This is a genomic window from Patulibacter sp. SYSU D01012 (assembly GCF_017916475.1).
Classification (GTDB): Bacteria; Actinomycetota; Thermoleophilia; order Solirubrobacterales; family Solirubrobacteraceae; genus Patulibacter.
The window spans coordinates 96,466-114,559 of the sequence record NZ_JAFMTB010000001.1 but is presented as its reverse complement, the minus strand read 5'-3'; the positions used below and the strand labels follow the sequence as shown (position 1 = coordinate 114,559).

The 18,094-nt window shown below is 76.0% G+C and carries 10 protein-coding genes; 8 read left to right on the top strand and 2 right to left on the bottom strand.

Annotated features, from left to right (window positions below; translation table 11 throughout):
• The first annotated feature begins 400 nt into the window (after positions 1 to 400).
• Positions 401 to 1,456, top strand: a complete 1,056-nt coding sequence (locus J3P29_RS00430) for a zinc-dependent alcohol dehydrogenase family protein (protein ID WP_210491003.1) — start codon at positions 401 to 403, stop codon at positions 1,454 to 1,456.
• A 284-nt stretch (positions 1,457 to 1,740) separates the two neighbouring features.
• A complete protein-coding gene (locus J3P29_RS00425; protein WP_210491002.1) occupies positions 1,741 to 2,304 on the top strand; it encodes a dihydrofolate reductase family protein in 564 nt (187 codons plus the stop codon).
• Between the two features lie 135 nt (positions 2,305 to 2,439).
• On the opposite strand, the gene J3P29_RS00420 is transcribed toward J3P29_RS00425, so the two are convergent.
• Positions 2,440 to 2,898 (bottom strand): MarR family transcriptional regulator, encoded by a 459-nt coding sequence (locus J3P29_RS00420; protein WP_246851376.1) that lies wholly within the window; start codon positions 2,896 to 2,898, stop codon positions 2,440 to 2,442.
• Between the two features lie 118 nt (positions 2,899 to 3,016).
• On the opposite strand from J3P29_RS00420, the gene J3P29_RS00415 reads away from it, so the two are divergent.
• The 6 genes from J3P29_RS00415 (at position 3,017) to J3P29_RS00390 (ending at position 17,253) form a co-directional block, all read left to right on the top strand.
• Complete coding sequence (locus J3P29_RS00415) at positions 3,017 to 4,846, top strand: ABC transporter ATP-binding protein (RefSeq protein ID WP_210492930.1); 1,830 nt, start codon at positions 3,017 to 3,019, stop codon at positions 4,844 to 4,846.
• A gap of 209 nt (positions 4,847 to 5,055) precedes the next feature.
• On the top strand, positions 5,056 to 12,810 hold the full coding sequence (locus J3P29_RS00410) for an isopeptide-forming domain-containing fimbrial protein (RefSeq protein ID WP_210490999.1): 7,755 nt from the start codon (positions 5,056 to 5,058) through the stop codon (positions 12,808 to 12,810).
• Between the two features lie 2 nt (positions 12,811 to 12,812).
• Positions 12,813 to 13,544 carry a L,D-transpeptidase gene (locus tag J3P29_RS00405; RefSeq protein WP_349239735.1) on the top strand — a complete coding sequence of 244 codons (732 nt, stop codon included), beginning with the start codon at positions 12,813 to 12,815 and terminating at the stop codon, positions 13,542 to 13,544.
• 158 nt (positions 13,545 to 13,702) lie between these two features.
• Positions 13,703 to 14,530: an ATP-binding cassette domain-containing protein gene (locus tag J3P29_RS00400; protein WP_210490998.1), complete on the top strand. Its 828-nt coding sequence runs from the start codon at positions 13,703 to 13,705 to the stop codon at positions 14,528 to 14,530.
• Entirely contained in the window at positions 14,527 to 15,216 is a 690-nt protein-coding gene (locus J3P29_RS00395) for a hypothetical protein (RefSeq protein WP_210490997.1), read from the top strand. Before J3P29_RS00400 ends, J3P29_RS00395 begins: the two co-directional genes overlap by 4 nt.
• 138 nt (positions 15,217 to 15,354) lie before the next feature.
• Positions 15,355 to 17,253, top strand: coding sequence for a methyl-accepting chemotaxis protein (locus tag J3P29_RS00390; protein WP_210490996.1), 1,899 nt, complete (start codon positions 15,355 to 15,357; stop codon positions 17,251 to 17,253).
• Between the two features lie 80 nt (positions 17,254 to 17,333).
• On the opposite strand, the gene J3P29_RS00385 is transcribed toward J3P29_RS00390, so the two are convergent.
• On the bottom strand, positions 17,334 to 18,056 hold the full coding sequence (locus J3P29_RS00385; protein ID WP_210490995.1) for a TetR family transcriptional regulator: 723 nt from the start codon (positions 18,054 to 18,056) through the stop codon (positions 17,334 to 17,336).
• Between the last annotated feature and the right edge of the window lie 38 nt (positions 18,057 to 18,094).

The following is an 18,094-nucleotide window of genomic DNA, read 5'->3' as shown; positions in this document are numbered from 1 at the left end:
CGTCGCCCGTCCGCGGTCCGCGGTCCGCCCGCGGTCCGCGGTCCGCCGCGGTCCGCCGTCCGTCAGGCGGTCCGACCGCCTGCGGCCCGCCGTCCGACCGCCCGTCCGCCGTCCGCGGTCCGCCGTCCGTCCGCGGCGCGACCGTCCGCGGTCCGACCGCCTGCGGCCCGCCGTCCGACCGCCCGTCCGCCGTCCGCGGTCCGCCGTCCGTCCGCGGCGCGACCGTCCGCGGCGCGACCGCCTGCGGCCCGACCGCCTGCGGCCCGCCGTCCGACCGCCCGTCCGCCGACCGCCGCCCGTCCGCTGTCCGTCCGCCGACCGCCGCCCGTCCGCCGTCCGCCCGTCGTCCGTCCGCCGATCCCGCGGCCCGCGTCCGCCGACCCGCTAGCGTCGGCGAACGATGCACGCCACGATCCTGCACGGCCCCCGCGACGTTCGCCTGGAGCAGGTGCCCGACCCCGAGCTGCTCGCGCCGACCGACGCGATCGTCCGCGTCGTGGCCGCCTGCGTGTGCGGGTCCGACCTGTGGCCGTACCGCGGGGTCAAGGAGACGACGGAGCCCGTGCGGATCGGGCACGAGTTCGTCGGGATCGTGGAGGAGACCGGCGCCGAGGTGCGGACCGTTCGGCCGGGGCAGTTCGTGATCGCGCCGTTCGTCTTCTCGGACAACTCGTGCGTGCACTGCGACCACGGGATCCACACGTCGTGCGTCAACGGCGGCGTCTTCGGCGCCGGGCCCTCGCGCCGCGACGGTCGGCCGATCGACGGCTGCCAGGCCGAGTACGTGACGGTGCCGCAGGCCGACGGCACGCTCGTCGGCACGGACGAGGTCCCCGACGACGCGCTGATCCCCAGCCTGCTGACGCTCTCCGACGTCATGGCCACCGGCCATCACGCCGCGGTCGCGGCGCGGGTGGCGGCCGGCAGCACCGTCGCGGTCGTCGGCGACGGCGCCGTCGGGCTGTCCGGCGTGCTCGCCGCCCGTCGCCTGGGCGCCGAGCGGATCGTCGCGTTCTCCCGCCACGAGGACCGCGCGACCCTGGCCCGCGACTTCGGCGCGACCGACGTCGTCGCCGCGCGCGGCAAGGAGGGCGCGAAGGAGCTGAAGGAGCTGCTCGGCGGCATCGGCGCCGACGCCGTCCTGGAGTGCGTGGGGACCGAGGAGTCGATGGCGCAGGCGCTCGCGTCCGCGCGGCCCGGCGGCATGGTCGGCTACGTCGGCGTGCCGCACGGCGACGGCGGGCTGTCGCTCGCCCGGATGTTCGGCACGAACGTCGGCGTCGCCGGCGGCGTGGCGCCCGCCCGCGCCTACATCCCCGAGCTGCTCGGCGACGTCCTCGACGGCACGATCGACCCCGGGAAGGTCTTCGACCTGCAGCTGCCGCTCGGCGAGGTCGCCGAGGCGTACGCCGCGATGGACGAGCGGCGCGCGATCAAGACCCTCCTGCGGCCGTAGCGCCGACCGACCGGCCGCCTGCCGGCCGGCTCGTGTTCCGGATCGCCTGCGCCTGGCCGAGGTGATCCGGGACACGACCGCGGCCCGCGGCCCGCCCGCCTCGCGACCCGGATCACCCGCCCCTGGTCGAGGTGATCCGGGACACGACCGCCCCGGCCATCCCCCCGCCCCCTCGCCGCGAACCCGCCGGCCGCAGCGTCCGTCCACCGATGAGCCGCGGCCGCCCGGGGGGTCGAGAGGATGGACGCCGCCCCGCGTCATCCCGCCCGACCCCAGGACCCACCGTGCCGCAGATCATCATCACCGCCTTCGTCTCGCTCGACGGCGTCATGGAGGCCCCCGGCGGCGAGCCGGGGTACCGCAACGCGGGCTGGACGTTCAAGGACGTCGAGTTCGACCCGGCGGCGTACGCGCTGAAGGGGCGCGAGCAGGAGGAGGCCGGCGGCCTGCTGCTGGGCCGCCGCAGCTACGAGGCGTTCGCGCCCGTCTGGCCGACCATGGACGACTTCGCGCGCTACAACGCGCTGCCGCGGTACGTCGTCTCCACCACGTTGGAGCAGGACGACGACCGCTGGCCGGCGACGATCCTCCGCTCGCTCGACGAGGTCGCAGCGCTGAAGGAGCAGGACGGCGCGCCGCTGCTCGTCCACGGCAGCGCCGAGCTGGGCGCCCGCCTGGCCGACGCGGGCCTGGTCGACCGCTACCACCTGCTCGTCTTCCCGCTGCTGCTCGGCGCCGGCAAGCGGCTGTTCAGCGACGCCGACAAGGACACGACGAAGCTGCGCCTCGTCGAGCACGAGGCGTACGCCAACGGCATCCAGATGCAGGTCCTCGACGTCGTTCGCTGAGCCCGCGGATCCGCCGCCGTCGCACCGCGCCCCCGCGCTACGCCCCGTCCCGCCTGGCGGCGCGGCCACGTCCTGCCCCGGCCCGGTCCCGCCTCGCCGCCTCGGCTCGCCCGGCCCCGTGGCCCCGGCCCCCGCTCAGCAGCGTCGGCGCAGCAGGGCGTCGGCGTCGAGCTTCTCCAGCAGCGCCCGCAGCTGCGCCTGCTCGTCGGCGTCGAGCGCCGACACCAGCTCGCCGGCGGCGTCGCGGCGGGCGCGCCGCATCTGCTCCAGGCGCTCCTCGCCGCGCTGCGTCAGGTGCACGCGGGTCGAGCGGCGGTCGTCCGGGTCGGGCCGCCGCTCGAGCAGGCCGCCGCTCTCGAGCGCGTCGACCAGGGTCGTCACCGTGCGGGGCACGACGTGCATGCGCTCGGCCAGCTCGACCATCCGCAGCGGCCCGCCGCTCTTCGCCAGGGTGCGGAGCGCGCGCGCCTCGGCCGGCGTCATCCCGAGGGGCGCGAGCAGCTCGCGCGACTGCGCGTGGATCGCCCGGGCGGCCCGCGTCAGCAGCTCGCCCAGGGACGCCGCGTCGGCGGGCGCGTGCGGGGCGTCGGACATGGGCACCAGCATACCGAGCGCGACACATTGTGAGTGTGACTCAGCATCTGCTAAATTGCTGAGGACCACTCACTGAATCGCCGTGGACGCGGCGGTCGCGACGAAGGAGCCGCTCGCGATGGACGAGACCAACCCCACCCCCTCAGGACCCCGCCCGCTGCGGAACGTCCCCACCTCGGACGCGCCGCTCGACCTGCGGCGGATCGTCCGCCTCTTCCGCCCGTACCGCGGCCGCGTCGCCGCCGTCGCGGGCCTGATCGCGCTCTCCGCGCTGCTCGGCCTGGCCCAGCCGCTGCTGATCCGCGAGATCGTCGACGTCGCGCTGCCGGACCGCGACACGACGCTGCTGACCCTGCTCGTCCTGGGCATGGTCGGCGCGGCGGTGATCGGCTCGGCGCTCGACGTCGGCCAGACGTACCTGTCGAACACGATCGGCCAGCGGGTCATGCACGACCTGCGCACGCGGGTCTACGAGCACCTGCAGCGGATGTCGCTCGCGTTCTTCACCCGCACGCGCTCGGGCGAGGTGCAGTCGCGCATCGCCAACGACATCGGCGGCATGCAGGGCGTCGTCACCTCGACGGTCACCAGCCTGGTCTCGTCGTTCACCACGGTGCTCGCGACGCTCGTCGCGATGCTGCTGCTCGACTGGCGCCTGGCCCTGGCGACGCTGGCCGTCGTCCCGCTCTTCGTGTGGCTGACCCGCACCGTCGGCAAGGCGCGGCGGCGGATCGTCACCCAGCGGCAGAAGCGCCTGGCGGACATGTCGGCGGTCGTCGAGGAGTCGCTGTCGATCAGCGGCATCGTCCTGACCCGCACCATGGGCCGCTCGGCCGACCTGGTGGGCCGCTTCGCCGCCTCCTCGGGCACGGTCGCCGACCTGGAGGTGCGCTCCGCGATGGCCGGCCGCTGGCGCATGGCGTCGGTGCAGATCGCCTTCGCCGCGATGCCGGCGCTCGTCTACTGGCTCGCCGGCTGGACGAGCGCCCACGGGGGCAGCTTCGTCACGATCGGCACCCTCGTCGCGTTCACCACGTTGCAGACCCGCCTGCTCATGCCGATGGTCACGCTGCTGCGCCTGGGCGTCGAGATCCAGTCCTCGCTGGCCCTCTTCACGCGCGTCTTCGAGTACCTCGACACGCCGATCGACGTCGAGGATCCGGCCGACCCGGTGCGCCTGGACCCGGCCACGGCCCGCGGCGCGGTGCGCTTCGAGCACGTCTCCTTCGCTTACGACCCGCGCGGCGGCCAGACGCTCGACGACGTGGACCTGGAGGTCCCGGCCGGCGGCACGCTGGCGATCGTCGGCGAGACCGGCTCGGGCAAGACGACCCTGGGCTACCTCGTCGCGCGGATGTACGACGTGGGGGAGGGGCGCGTGACGATCGACGGGGTCGACGTGCGCGACCTGTCCGCCGACGACCGCGCCGGTCTGGTCGGCGTCGTCGCCCAGGAGACCTACCTGCTGCACTCGTCCGTCGCCGAGAACCTGCGCTTCGCCAAGCCCGACGCGACGGACGACGAGCTCGTCGAGGCCGCCCGCGCGGCGCAGATCCACGACCTGATCGCGTCGCTGCCCGACGGCTACGACACGGTGGTCGGCGAGCGCGGGTACCGCTTCTCGGGCGGCGAGAAGCAGCGCCTGGCGATCGCCCGCGCGATGCTGCGCAACCCGCCGGTCCTGGTGCTGGACGAGGCCACGAGCGCGCTGGACACTCGCACCGAGCACGCGGTGCAGCAGGCGCTCGAGCGCCTGTCGGCCGACCGCACGACGATCGCGATCGCGCACCGCCTGTCGACCGTCCGCGACGCCGACCGGATCGTCGTCCTGGACCACGGGCGCGTGGTCGAGCAGGGCACCCACGAGGAGCTGCTGGCCCGCGGCGGCGCGTACGCGGCCCTCGTCGAGCGGGACCGCGAGGGCGCCGAGCTGGACCTGGCGGCGTAGGGGCGATTCGGGATCCGAATCGCCCCCGTCCACGATTCGGCATTCGAATCGACGGCGGGCGTCCAGGCGCGACGTCCGTGGCCCACGGGGGACGCGCCGCCGTGTGCGCCGTACCCCGTGGGCGCCCGTGAGCGGCGGCTGGACGTCCGTCCTAGCCCGGACGGCGTCTGCCGTTCAAGGACCCCGCGCGCACGGTCGAACGGACGAGGGTGCTCCGGAACGTCCCCCGTCCAGCCGCCGTCTCTCGCGCCCTCCTCCTCCTGACGCTGCTCGCCGCCGCGCTGCTCGGGGCGGCCCGCGCCGACGCCGCCGTCACGCTGCAGAAGCAGGCGCCGGCGCAGGTGCTCTACGGCACCCGATCAGCGGTCACGCTGCACCTGGCCAACGCGGCCGGCCAGCCGTACGCCTACAACGCGTCCGTGCGCGACGTGCTGCCCGCTGGCGTGGACTACGTGCCCGGCAGCGCCCGCATCGGCGGGCAGCCCCTGGAGCCGACCGTCGTGCGCGACGCGCCGGCCCCCGGGCGGACCACGCTCCTGTTCGAGAACGCCACCGACCTAAGCCCCGGGTCGGCCGCCGACCTGACGTACGAGGTCACGCACTCGACCGGCCTGCTCGAGGTCGGCGACGCCTACACGAACACCGCGACGGGCTACGCGAGCACCGCGCCGCGCGTCGTGCCCCAGTTCGACGCGTCGGGCCGCCCGCCGGCGACCCAGCCCGCCGAGATCATGGTCACGGGCGACAGCTCGGCCACCACCGACATCGCGGCGCTCGAGATCACGAAGGACGAGCCCAGCCCCGAGGGCGAGATCGTCCGCGGCGTCCACGACCACCAGACCGTCTACACGCTGCGGGTCCGCAACAACGGCGTCCGCACCACCACCGGCATCGCCGTCGACGACTACCTGCCCGCCGGCCTGGAGTTCCTGGGCTGCGGCCAGGTCGACCACACCACGTCGGCCGGCACGAACCCGGGCAGCGACCGCGAGTACGACGGCGCCCCGACCCTGGCCGGCCGGCGCGCCGCCCCCGCCGACTGCGTCGCCCCCGCCCTGGTCGAGACGGTCCGCGTCGACCCCGACGGCGCCGGCCCGCTGCCCCTGGCGGTCTACACGCACGTGCGCTGGAACGCGCTCGGCCAGCTCGCCGCCGGCGACGACCTGACGATCCGCTACCTCGCCGCGGTGCCGATCCGCGAGAACACGCTCGACTGGGCGACGGGCGACGCGACGACCGGCGGCGCCACCCCCGCGACGACGGGCGCGCAGGCGGCCAACCTGGGCAACAACTCGGGCCCCGAGACGACGGACGAGCAGCCGCTCACGAACCTCGCGCGCGCCGCGGGCGTCTACCGCGGCGACGACGCCGACCCGGCGCGCCACCGCGACGTCGAGGACACGACGACGCTGACGCGCACCGCCGAGGACGTCGCGGTGCAGAAGTCCGTCGATCGCGGCGACGTCGCGCAGGACGCGATCAGTCGCTGGACCTTCGACGTCCAGACCTCCGAGTACCGCACCGTCCGCGACATCGTCGTCGACGACGTCCTGCCGAACGGCCTGTGCCCGCTCGGCGCCACCAACCTGGAGGGCGGCGGCCAGCGGAGCACGGAGTGCGACCCGGTCGCCGGCGAGGTGCCGACGCTGCCCTACGCGTCCACGACGGAGCGGGCCGACGGCACGTGGGCGCTCCGCTGGAACGTGCCGGACATGGGCGCGTCCGACACGTACTCCCTGCGCTTCTCGACGCGCACGCGGCGCTTCTACCAGCAGGACTTCGCCGACGACACGGCCAACCCGGTCCGCACCGGCGACTCGTGGACCAACCGCATCACGCTGACCGCGAACGACTTCCGGCGCATCGTGAGCGGCCAGCCCGTCCCGGGCGACGAGGCCGACGGCACGCAGGACGTCGACGCGTCCGCCGCGTCGCAGGAGACGAACGCCGTCACGATCGACAAGACCGTCCTGGGGGCCCCGGGCAAGACGTCCGTCCCGACCGCCGCGGACTGCGCCACGCTCGGCGCCTACGGCGACGCGACGCCGCGCTACGCCCCGGGCGACCGCGTCTGCTGGAAGCTGCGCGTGGACTTCGCGTCCCAGACCGACTCGGGCACGCCGATCGTGCGCGACTTCCTGCCGCCCGGGTTCGCCTACGAGGCCGGCTCCGCCCGCACGACCGCGGACAACACCGTGGCCGGCGTCCCCGCGCCGACGGTCGACGGCGACACCCTCACGTGGAGCCTGGCCGACGTCCCGACGGGCGGCAAGGTCTTCGACGTCGTCATCGCGACCCGCGTCGAGAAGCAGGTCGCCGACGTCGCCGGGCAGATCACCGGCAACCTGATGAAGCTGTCGTTCCGCAACACCGCGGGCACGACCTTCCCCCGCCGCGACCGCGTCGAGGTCCAGCGCGAGGACGCGCTGCTGGCGCTCCGGAAGGGCGTCGCCGCGGTCGACGGCGTGAACGACCGCACCTTCGCCCCGCCGGCGAAGGACGTGACGGTCTCGGGCGGCGACGCCGTGACCTACGCGGTCGACGTGCGCAACGACGGCGCGCGCGACGCGGTCACCGCCGAGGTCTGGGACCGCCTGCCGGCCGGCATCACCTGCGCCGACGTCGTGCCGACGAGCATCTCGGCCGGCGGCGCCTGCGCCGACGGCGCGCTGGGCGGCGACGCCCGCATCCGCTGGACGGGCGTCGACGTCGACGCCGGCGACAGCGTGCGCCTGACGTACGTCGTGCGGGTGCCGACGACGTTCGCCCCCGCCCACGTCTTCACGAACACGGCGGGCGTCGTCACGTACGGCAGCCCGACGAACGTCGGCGGCGGCGACACGTTCACGTACGTCCCGCAGGACAACATCGACCCGACGAAGACGAGCCCGAACGCCGAACGCGCGGACGACACCGCGACGATCCGCACGCCGAACGCGGCAGTCGCCAAGCGCCAGGCCACGTCGATCACGGCGACCGGCAACAACGGCCCGGACCAGGCCACGATCGGCGAGCGGATCCAGTACGAGGTCGACGTGCGCGTGCCCGCCGGCACCACGATCTACGGCGACGACCCGGCGCTGACCGACCCGCTCGGCCGGCGCGTGACCGTCGAGGGCACGCCCACCGTCACGCAGAGCGGCGGCACCGCGGCCACCCCGACGGCGAGCGTCACCGGCGACCCGACCGCCGGCCAGGGCATCCGCCTGGCGTTCGGCGGCCCCTACGCCAACGCCGCGACGACCGACGCCGTCTTCACCGTCCGCTTCACCGTGATCGTCGACGACGACGCCGGCACCTTCCGGTCGACGTCGGGCACGCAGAACGCGAGCAGCCGCATCCAGAACACCGCGACGCTCGCCTACGACGAGACCGCGGCGGGCACGCCCGTCACCCGGCCCAGCAACACGACGACGGCGACGATCGTCGAGCCGAACCTGGGCCTCGCCAAGACCGTCCAGGGCAACGCGGACGGCGTGCTCAGCCCGGACGAGGTCGTGCGCTACCGCCTGGCGATCACCAACGCCGGCAGCAACGTCACGATCTCGCGCGACTCCGTCGTCACGGACACGCTGCCCGTCGACCTGCTGCCCCTGACCCCGGGCGGCGCGCTGGCAGCGGACGGCGACCCGGTCGGCACGGACGGCACGCCCGGCACGTGGAACGCGGCCGCGCGCACCATCACCTGGACCGTCGGCGACATCGCCCCCGGCGCCACGCCCACCCGCACGTTCGACGTGCGCGTGAAGTCCCCGCCGGCCGCCGGCGCGAACATCACCAACACCGCGCGCGTCACCGGCAGCAGCCTGGCCGGCGCGTCGGCCGACGAGCGCAGCGCCACGTCCCCGGTCCGCACGACGGGGTACGTCGCCACCGGCAGCCTGACCCTGCCGATCGCCGGCGGCACGCTGACGAAGCGGGTGGACCGCCCGACGGCCACGGTCGGCGACCCGCTGACCTACACGCTGGAGTACACGCTCCCGGCCAACCTGCGGTTCAACGACCTGACGGTCCTCGACACGCTGCCCGACGGCGTCGCGCTGGATCCCGACGTGACGCCGCAGATCACCTGCGTCTCGTGCACGCTCGGCGCCGCGAACCCGTCGACGCCCACGGTCCTCGGGCCGCGGGACGACGCGTCCGGCACCACGACGGTCGGCTTCTACCTGGGCGACGTGCCCGACGCCACGCAGGCGCGCACGGTGCGGGTGACGTTCGGCGCGTACGTCGAGGACGCGTACGCGGCGGCCGGCGGCGGCACCGTCGACCGCGGTGACGTCCTGACCAACCGCGCCACCGTCCACTACGACGACGACGCGCACGACCAGGCGCCGCCGACCGACGTGCCGGCCCCCGGCGACTACACGAGCCACAGCGACGAGGCGACGGCGTCCACCACGGTGATCGCGCCGCGCCTGACGGTGAACAAGGACGTCGCCGGCCAGGTGGCCGACACCGACGTGCGCACCGTCGACCCGGCCCAGGACGTCACCTACACCGTCACGGTCCGCAACACGGGCGACGCCGACGCCTACGACGTCGACGCGTCCGACACGCTCAACCCGCGGCTGCGCGACGTCGCGCTCGTCGGGACGACCCCGGCGGGCGAGACCCGCACGCTCGCGGGCGGCGCGCTGGCCTGGCGCATCGACCGCATCCCCGCGGGCGGCAGCGCGAGCCTGCAGTACACCGCGAAGGTCGCGCCGTCGAGCGAGCTGACGCAGAGCGCCCAGATCGCCAACATGGCGTCCGTGCCCTCCTACTGGGAGGCCCCGAAGGCCACCCGCGACGAGCACGCGCCGCCGCGCGCCTACGTGCACCACACCGAGACGCCGCCCGACGTCGTCACGCTCGACGTGACGCTGCCGGCCGTCCACGTCGAGAAGACCACCGGCGCTGCGGGCCTGCCCGAGACGGCCGACGCCCAGGTCGGCGAGGGGTTCCCGTGGCGGATCGTCGTCACCAACCCCGGCCGCGCCACGGCGCACGACGTGCGGGTGACCGACACGCTGCCCGCCGGCTGGACGTACCAGGCCGGGTCCGCCGCGTTCGCCTCGACGCCGGGCGGCATCGCGCCCGCCGCCACGGAGCCCACGGTGGCCGGTCGCGACCTGACGTGGGCCGACATCGGCGACGTGCCGGCGGGCGGGCAGGTCGTCCTGACCCTGCGCGCCGTCCCGGGCCTCGCCGCCCGCGGCGCCGCGAACCCGCAGCAGAACGCCGTCGCGGTCGCGGCGACGGACGCCTCGGGCGCGAGCGCGTCGCAGGCCGGGCCGTACGCCGACGACGACACAGCCGGCGCGAACCTGCGCCTGCCCACCCTCGAGGTGACGAAGACGCCGGACGGCGCCGACGTCACCGCCGGGACGACGGGCACCTACACGGTGCGGGTGCGCAACACGAGCACCGACGCGCCGGCCCGCGAGGTCGTCGTGACGGACACGCTCGGCACGGACCAGACGTACACGGCCGGCAGCGCCACGGCGACCCCGGCCACGGGCTTCGCCGAGGCCTCGAGCAGCCGTGACGCCACGAGCGGCGTCACGACGACGGAGTGGCGCATCGCGGCGATCCCGGCCGGCGGCAGCGTCGACATCGCGGTCCCCGTCGCGGTCGCCGCCTCGGCGCCCGCGGGCACGGCCCTGACCAACGGCGCGTCCGTCGTGTCGCGCGAGGTCACGACGCCGGCGACGGACGACGGCAGCCTGACGCCCCGGGCGCGGGCGGACGTGGGCATCGTGAAGACGGCGAGCGCGCCGCGGGCGACCGCGGGCGGCGAGGTCGCCTACACGCTGAAGGTCACCAACCACGGCCCGTCCGACGCCACCGGCGTCGAGGTCGCCGACGACCTGCCCGCCGCGCTGACCGCCGTCAGCGCCCCGGGCTGCACCGTCGCCGACGGCCGGCAGATCCGCTGCGCCGTGGGCGCGCTGGCCGCCGGCGCGAGCACGGAGCGCACCGTCACGGCGAAGATCGCGAGCGGCGCCACGGGCACGGTCCGCAACGTCGCGACGGTCCGCCAGACCACGGGCGGCAACGACCCGGCGAACGACGCGTCCGCCGTCGACGTCACCCTGGACGCCGCCGCCGACGTCGCGGTGACGAAGACGGTGGACCGCGCCCAGGTCCCGCAGGGCCAGGACGTCCGGTACGCGATCACGGTCGAGAACACGGGCGTGTCCGACGCCACCGACGTGGTGCTCGAGGACCCGGTCCCGGCCGGTCTGCGGGTCGTCGGCACGCCCGCGGGCTGCGACGTCGCGGGCAACGCCGTGCGCTGCGAGCTCGGGACGATGGTCCCGGGCGCCAAGCGGACGTTCGAGGTCGTCGCCCGGGCGGTCGACGCGGGCGCGACGACGAACGTCGCCACGGTCACCACCCCGACGGCGCAGACGGACACGACGAACGACCGCGACGACGCGGACGTGACGGTCCTGCCCGTGGCCGACCTGTCGGTCGAGAAGACGGCCGCGGCCCAGGTCGCGCCGGACGGCACGCTCGACTACGCCCTGACGGTCCGCAACGCCGGCCCGTCCGACGCGACCGGCGTCGTCCTGACCGACACGCTGCCCGCGGGCCTCGAGCTCGTCGGGCTGCCGGCCGGCTGCGCGGCGTCCGGCACCACCGTGACCTGCGCGATCGGGGACCTGGCGTCCGGCGACGAGCGGGTCGTCGCGGTGCGCACGCACGTCCCCTACGCGCTGGCGGGCACGACGATCACGAACGTGGCGTCCGTCCGCGGCGACCAGCTGGACACCACGCCCGAGAACGACGGCGACGACGCGACGACGACCGTCGGGCCGGCCGCCGACCTGTCGATCGCCAAGACGGCGGGCGGCGCGATCGCCGGCGGGGCCGCGACGTGGACGATCACCGTCCGCAACGCCGGCCCGTCGACGGCGACGGGCGTCACCGTCCGCGACGCGCTGCCGGAGGGCACCGCCTTCCGCGCCGCCGCGCCCAGCCAGGGCGCCTGCCGCGCCGACGGCCGCGACGTGACGTGCGAGCTGGGCGACCTGCCGTCCGGCGGCAGCGCGCAGATCGCCGTCGCGGCGACGGTCGACGGCGGCCTGACCGGCGCGACGCTCCGCAACGTCGCCGAGGTGACCGGGCGCGAGCCCGACCCGAAGCCGGGCGACGAGCGCGCGACCGCCGACGTCGTCGTGCAGCGCGCGCCCGCCGTCCAGCCGCGCCTGCGGGTGACGAAGGTCGCCAGCACGACCGCGCCGCGCCTCGGCGGCGAGGTGACGTACCGCGTGGTGGTGGAGAACGTCGGCGAGGTCCGGGCGAACGACGTCCGGATGACCGACACCATGAACGCGCCGGTGCGCATCGGCCGCGTCACGCCGACGCAGGGCACCTGCCGCCCCGACGGCGCCAGCGCCATCGGCTGCTCCCTCGGCGCGCTCGAGCCGGGCCAGCGGGTCACCGTCACCACGACGGTGACGCCGCTCCGGGCCGGGGGCCTGCGGAACACGGCGACGGTCCAGGCGGTCGGCCAGGTGCTGCAGGACCCGGCCGGCGCGACCGCCGGCGCGGGCACCGGGGCCGTCGCCGACGTCCGCGTCGGCACGCGGCGCACGCGCGTCGGGCTGACGAAGCGCGCGTCGCGCTCCGTCGTCCGCGGCGGCGAGACGGTGACGTTCACGATCCGCGCGACGATGCCCAAGCGGGTCGCCGGCGCCGGCGTGCGCGTGTGCGACCGCCTGCCGGACGGCCTGACGTACGTCCGGGCGAAGGGCGCCACGTTCCGCCGCGGCCAGGCCTGCTGGACCGTCGGGTACCTGGCGCCCGGCCGCACGCGGACGTTCCGGATCGTCGCGCGGGCCGAGCGCAGCGGGCGGGAGCGCCGCGTGCGCAACCGCGCGGTCGTGACGGGCGACAACGTCGTCCGCCGCACCGCCTCCGCGCGCGTCCGCATCACCCCGGCGGCGCTGCGCGCCGACGGGGGCGTGACGGGCTGAGCGTGCGCCGCCCCCGGCGGATCGCCGCCGTCGTCGCCGCCGGGCTGATCGCCCCGGCGGCGGCCGCGTCGTCCGCCGGGGCGGACGCGGCCGACCCGCTGGCCCCCACGGCGCGGGCGGCGCACGTCGCGCACGTCGTGGTCGCGACCGCGGTGCGGAGCGCGCCGGGCGGCGGCCGGCCGCGCGGCCGGGTCGGCACGACGGCGCCCTGGGGCGGCGGGCCGGTGCGGCTGCTCGTGCTGGCGTCCGCCGCGGACGACCGCGGCGTGCGCTGGCTGCGCGTCCGCCTGCCCGAGCGGCCGAACGACCGCGACGGCTGGATCCGCGAGCACCACGTGCGGCTGGGCGTCACCCGCTGGCGGCTCGTCGTGGCCGTCCGCCGCCGCACCCTCGAGGCGCGGCACGACGGCCGGGTCGTGCGCCGCTTCCGCGTCGTCGTCGGCGCCCCCGGCACGCCCACGCCGACGGGGCGCTTCGCCGTCGCGGAGCGCATCCGGCAGTCGTCCGGCAGCGAGCTGGGCTCGTGGGCGCTGCACCTGACCGCCCACTCCGACGTGCTCGACGACTACGGCGGCGGACCGGGGCGGGTGGCGATCCACGGCCGGGCGGGCGCGCTGCTGCGGGACCCCCTGGGCACGGCCCGCTCGCACGGCTGCGTGCGGATGGACGACGCCGCGGTGCGGTGGCTCGCGGCCCGCGCCCGCGAGGGCACGCCCGTCGACGTCCGGCGCTGAGCGGGGCGCCGACGAGCCGGGTCGGTCCCCGCAGCAGCGGCGAGCCGCGGCGGGGAGGCGCCGTGCGGCAGATCCGGCGTGGACCCACCGGGTATCGTCGCCGGACGCGAGGAGAAGGTGGCGTCGTGACGCAACAGCGGGTGGACGATGTCGCGGTCATGAGCGCGGTGGGCAAGCGCTACGGGCGGCGGGCGCCGTGGGTGCTGCGGGACGTCGACGCCACGTTCGCGGCCGGCGCGATCGTGCGCGTCGCCGGGCCCAACGGCTGCGGGAAGTCGACGCTCCTGCGGGTGCTCGCGGGGGCCTCGCGGGCGACGAAGGGCCGGGTGCGGCGGGCCGGGAGGTGCGTCGGGTTCGCCGCCGACGCCCTGCCGCCAGGACTGCCGCTCGAGACGGAGGCCTACCTGCGCCACATGGCCGCGATCGCCGGCGTGCGCGCGAGCCGCGACGGCGACCGATCGGCCCGGCTCGTGGACGGCTTCGGTCTGCGCGGCATGGTGGGGCGGCGTCTCGGGGAGCTCTCCAAGGGCACGGCGCACAAGGTCTCGCTGTCCGTGGCGCTCGCGGCCCCCGCACGCCTGTTCGTGCTCGACGAGCCGTGGTCGGGACTCGACGAGGCGTCGCAGGCCTTCCTGGTCGAGACCCTGGCCGCCTTGAGGCGGGACGGGGCGTGCGTCGTCTTCACCGACCACGGCGAGCGGACGGCCGGGCTGGGGGTCGACGACGACCTGGTGTTGGAGGACGGGCGGCTGCGGGCTGGCCGGGCGACGCCGTCGGCGCCGCAGGTGGTCATCGTCCTGCGGTCCGACGCCCACATGGCGGACACCCTGCGGGCGCTCCGCGGGGTGCGCGCCGTGCGCGAGGCCGCGTCCGGGGGCCGGTACGACGTGGTGACGGACGCCGAGCACAGCGATCAGGTGCTGCTGGCGTGCGTGACCGACGGCGCGCACGTCGTGTCCGTCCGGCAGGAGGGGGCGGCGCGGTGAGGCGCCACGCGGCCCTGGTGCGTCTGCAGCTCGTCCTCGTCGCGCGCGGACACCGCTTCGTCCTGCCGCTCACCGCGTACGTCATCGCGATGGGCCTCGTCTTCGCGCCGCCCGTCGCTCCGACGCTGCGGGCGTACGGGGCCGCCGCAGCGCTCCTCCATCCGCTCGGCGCGTGGCTCGCGATCGTGATGCTTGGAGCGGAGTCGCCGCAGCAGCGCGACGCGGTGGCGGCCGCCGGCGGGTCGACCACGGCCGCCTGGACGGCCCGTCTGGTCGGCGTGGTGCTGGTCCTGTGTCTCGTCGCGGTGGGGACCGCGGTCCTGCCCGCGGCCGCGGGGGTGTTCGCTCGCCCCCCGACGCCCGCGACCGTCGCGGCCGCGGCTGCGGCGATGGTGCTGGCGGCGCTGCCGGGCGGCGCCCTCGGCGCGCTCTGCAGCTCGGCGTTCGTGCCCTCCGGCGGCTGGCGGTTCGCGGCGTGCTCCTCCGCGCTGCTCCTCACGGTGCCGCTCACGACGGCCGAGCCGGTGCGGCACGTCGCGCCGCCCGGGCTGGCCATGGTGCGGTTCTTCGACGTCGCAAGCGTGCCGGGGCCTGCTGCGTGGTGGAGCATCGCCGTCCTTCCCGCGCTGGCGTCGTGCGCGGCGATGCTCGCGGCGCTGGCCTACCTGATCCGCCGCCTTCCCTGACCCGCGTCCGCGTCGGCGCCGGGGCGGCGGCCCCGCCGCCGGCGTGCCCGCCGACGCCCGAACGTCGGTCCAGCGCGCTGCAGCGCGCGCCGTTCACGCCGATCACCTCCGGGTCAATCCCGAGTGAAGGCACGTCCCATGCCCCACAGTCCCCGCCGGATCAGCCTGAAGGTCAAGCTCTTCGCGCTGAGCTCCGGACTCCTCATCTTCACCGTCGTCATCGCCCTGCTGGGCGTCCGCTCGCTGGGCAGGGTCAACGACCAGGCGACGCAGATCTACGAGCAGGGCGCCGTCCCGCTGGCGCACATGGCCGGCATCCGCTCGCGGACGAACGACACGCGGCGCCTGGTGGCCGGCATGATCCTCGGCACCGCCGACCCGGGCTACAGCGCGGAGCAGGCGCGGACCGACCGGGCGACGATCGCGGCGAACGACGCCGAGATCAAGCAGCGCCTGGAGGCGATCGAGCGCGCCGTCGACGACCCCGCCATCGAGCGCCGGATCCAGGCCGTCCGTGCCGGCTACGCCACGTACGACGCGGCCCGCGACCGGGTGCTGGCGTCCGTCGCGCAGCGGGCCCGCGCGGCCGCGGCGTCGGCGGGCGCGGCCACGCAGGCCGACGTCGAGCAGTTCGGCGTCGTCGCCGCGGCCTCGCGGCGGCTGAACGGCGCGCCGTACGCGACGCTGAAGAAGGAGAACCCGGCGCTGTCCGACGACCTGGAGGCGTACGCGAAGGCGCGCAACGCCGAGGCGGACGACGTGTACGCGTCCGCCCGCACCCAGGCCTTCGTCCTGCTCGGGATCTCGCTGCTGCTCGGCCTGGCCGTCTCCGCCGTCATCGCCCGCGGCATCTCGCGGATCGTCGCCGAGATCCTGCAGCGCACCCGCTCGCTGGCGGACAACTGCCTGACGGACCTGCAGACCGGCCTGTCGCGCATGGCCGACGGCGACCTGACGTTCGAGACCGTCCCGGTCACCACGCCGATCGCGGACCACCCGAACGACGAGCTCGGCGACATCGCGGTGGCGATCAACGACATCCGCAGCAAGGCCGGCGCGTCCATCGACGCCTACAACCGCAGCCGCGACGCCCTCGCCGGCATGATCGGCCAGGTCTCGTCCGCCGCCGGCGCGCTCTCGGCGTCGTCGTCGCAGATGGAGTCCACGTCCGAGGAGACGGGCCGGGCGGTCGCCGAGATCGCCGGCGCGGTCACCGACGTGGCGCAGGGCGCCGAGCGCCAGGCCCGCACCGCCGCGTCGACCCGCGCGGTCGCCGACGAGATGGCGCAGGCCACCGAGCAGGGCGCTGGCGCCGTCCGCCAGACGAGCGAGGCGGCGCAGGCCGCGCACGCCGCCGCGCTCGAGGGCGCCGCGGCGTCCGACCGGTCCACGGCCGCGATGGGCGAGATGCGCGACGTCGCGTCCGGCGCCGTCGCCGCCGTGCAGGAGCTGGGGTCGAAGTCCGAGCGGATCGGCGGCATCGTCGACACGATCTCGGGGATCGCGGGGCAGACGAACCTGCTCGCGCTGAACGCCGCCATCGAGGCCGCGCGCGCCGGCGAGCAGGGCCGCGGCTTCGCCGTCGTCGCGGAGGAGGTGCGCAAGCTGGCCGAGGAGTCGCAGGAGGCCGCCGCGTCCATCGCCGACCTGGTCGAGGACATGCAGGGCTCGACCGCCCGCGCCGTCGAGATCATCGGCAATGGCTCGAGCAGCATCCAGCGCAGCGTCGAGGCCGCGTCCGTCACCGACGAGGCGTTCGGCCGCATCACCGGGGCCGTCGACGACCTGAACGAGCGGATCGGCGAGATCTCGGTCGTGATGCAGCAGATCGCCTCCAGCTCGGATCGCGTCCGCGAGGACATCTCCGAGGTCGCCTCGGTCGCCGAGTCCTCGTCGGCGTCCGCCGAGCAGGTCTCCGCCTCGACGCAGCAGACGAGCGCGTCGACGCAGGAGGTCGCGGCGTCGGCGCAGGAGCTCGCGCGGACCGCGGAGGAGCTCGAGGCGCTCGTCGCGCGCTTCGTGCTGCTGGAGCGCTGAGGGGACGGGGCGCCGGCCGTCGATCGGCGCCCCCGGCCCGTCGCCGGACGCTGCCCGGCCCTCCCGCCGCGGCGTCCGCCTCAGCCCGCGACGGTCAGCGGCAGGCGGTCGATGAGCTCCAGCGCGGCGTCGGCCGCGGCGCCCTCCAGGACGGCGGCGTGCGCGCCGCGCATCATCCGCGCGATCACCTGGGCGCTCGCCGGGATGTCGACCCCGGGACGCAGCCGCCCGGCGCCGTCGGCGTCGCGCAGCAGCGCCTCCACGGCCTGGCGGAAGGTGGCGTGCCAGCGGTCGGCGAGCCGGTCGGTGGGGGGCAGCCCCAGGTCGCGGAACAGCACGTGGCTCTCGGGGTGCGCGTAGACGGCCTGGCCGGCGATGCGGAGGAACAGCCGCAGGCGGCCGAGCGGGTCGTCGGGCCACGCGGCCGCCGTCGCTCGGCGGGTCATGTCCTCCATGACGACGCCGGCGGCGCGGTCCACGACGGCGCCGAACAGCTCGCGCTTGCTGTCGAAGCGGTGGAAGGCGGTGCGCAGCGGCACGCCGGCGCGCTCGGCCACCGCCTCCATGCGCACGTCGGCGTAGCCGGCGGTGCGCAGCAGCTCCTGCGCGGCGTCGATCAGCCGTGCGGCGGTCGCGTCGTCCGTGCTCGGCCCGTCGCCGCGCTCGCCCTGCGCCCAGCGGTACAGGGTGGCGACGCTGATCCGCAGGTCCGCGGCGACCTGGGCCGCCGTCTCGTCGCCCGCGAACGCGCGGCGCACGGCGGCGTGCCGTTCGTCGGGGCTGAACCTGGAGGCGCGGGCCATCGGTCGGGCGATGGTACGCCGGGTTGCGTCGCGCCGTT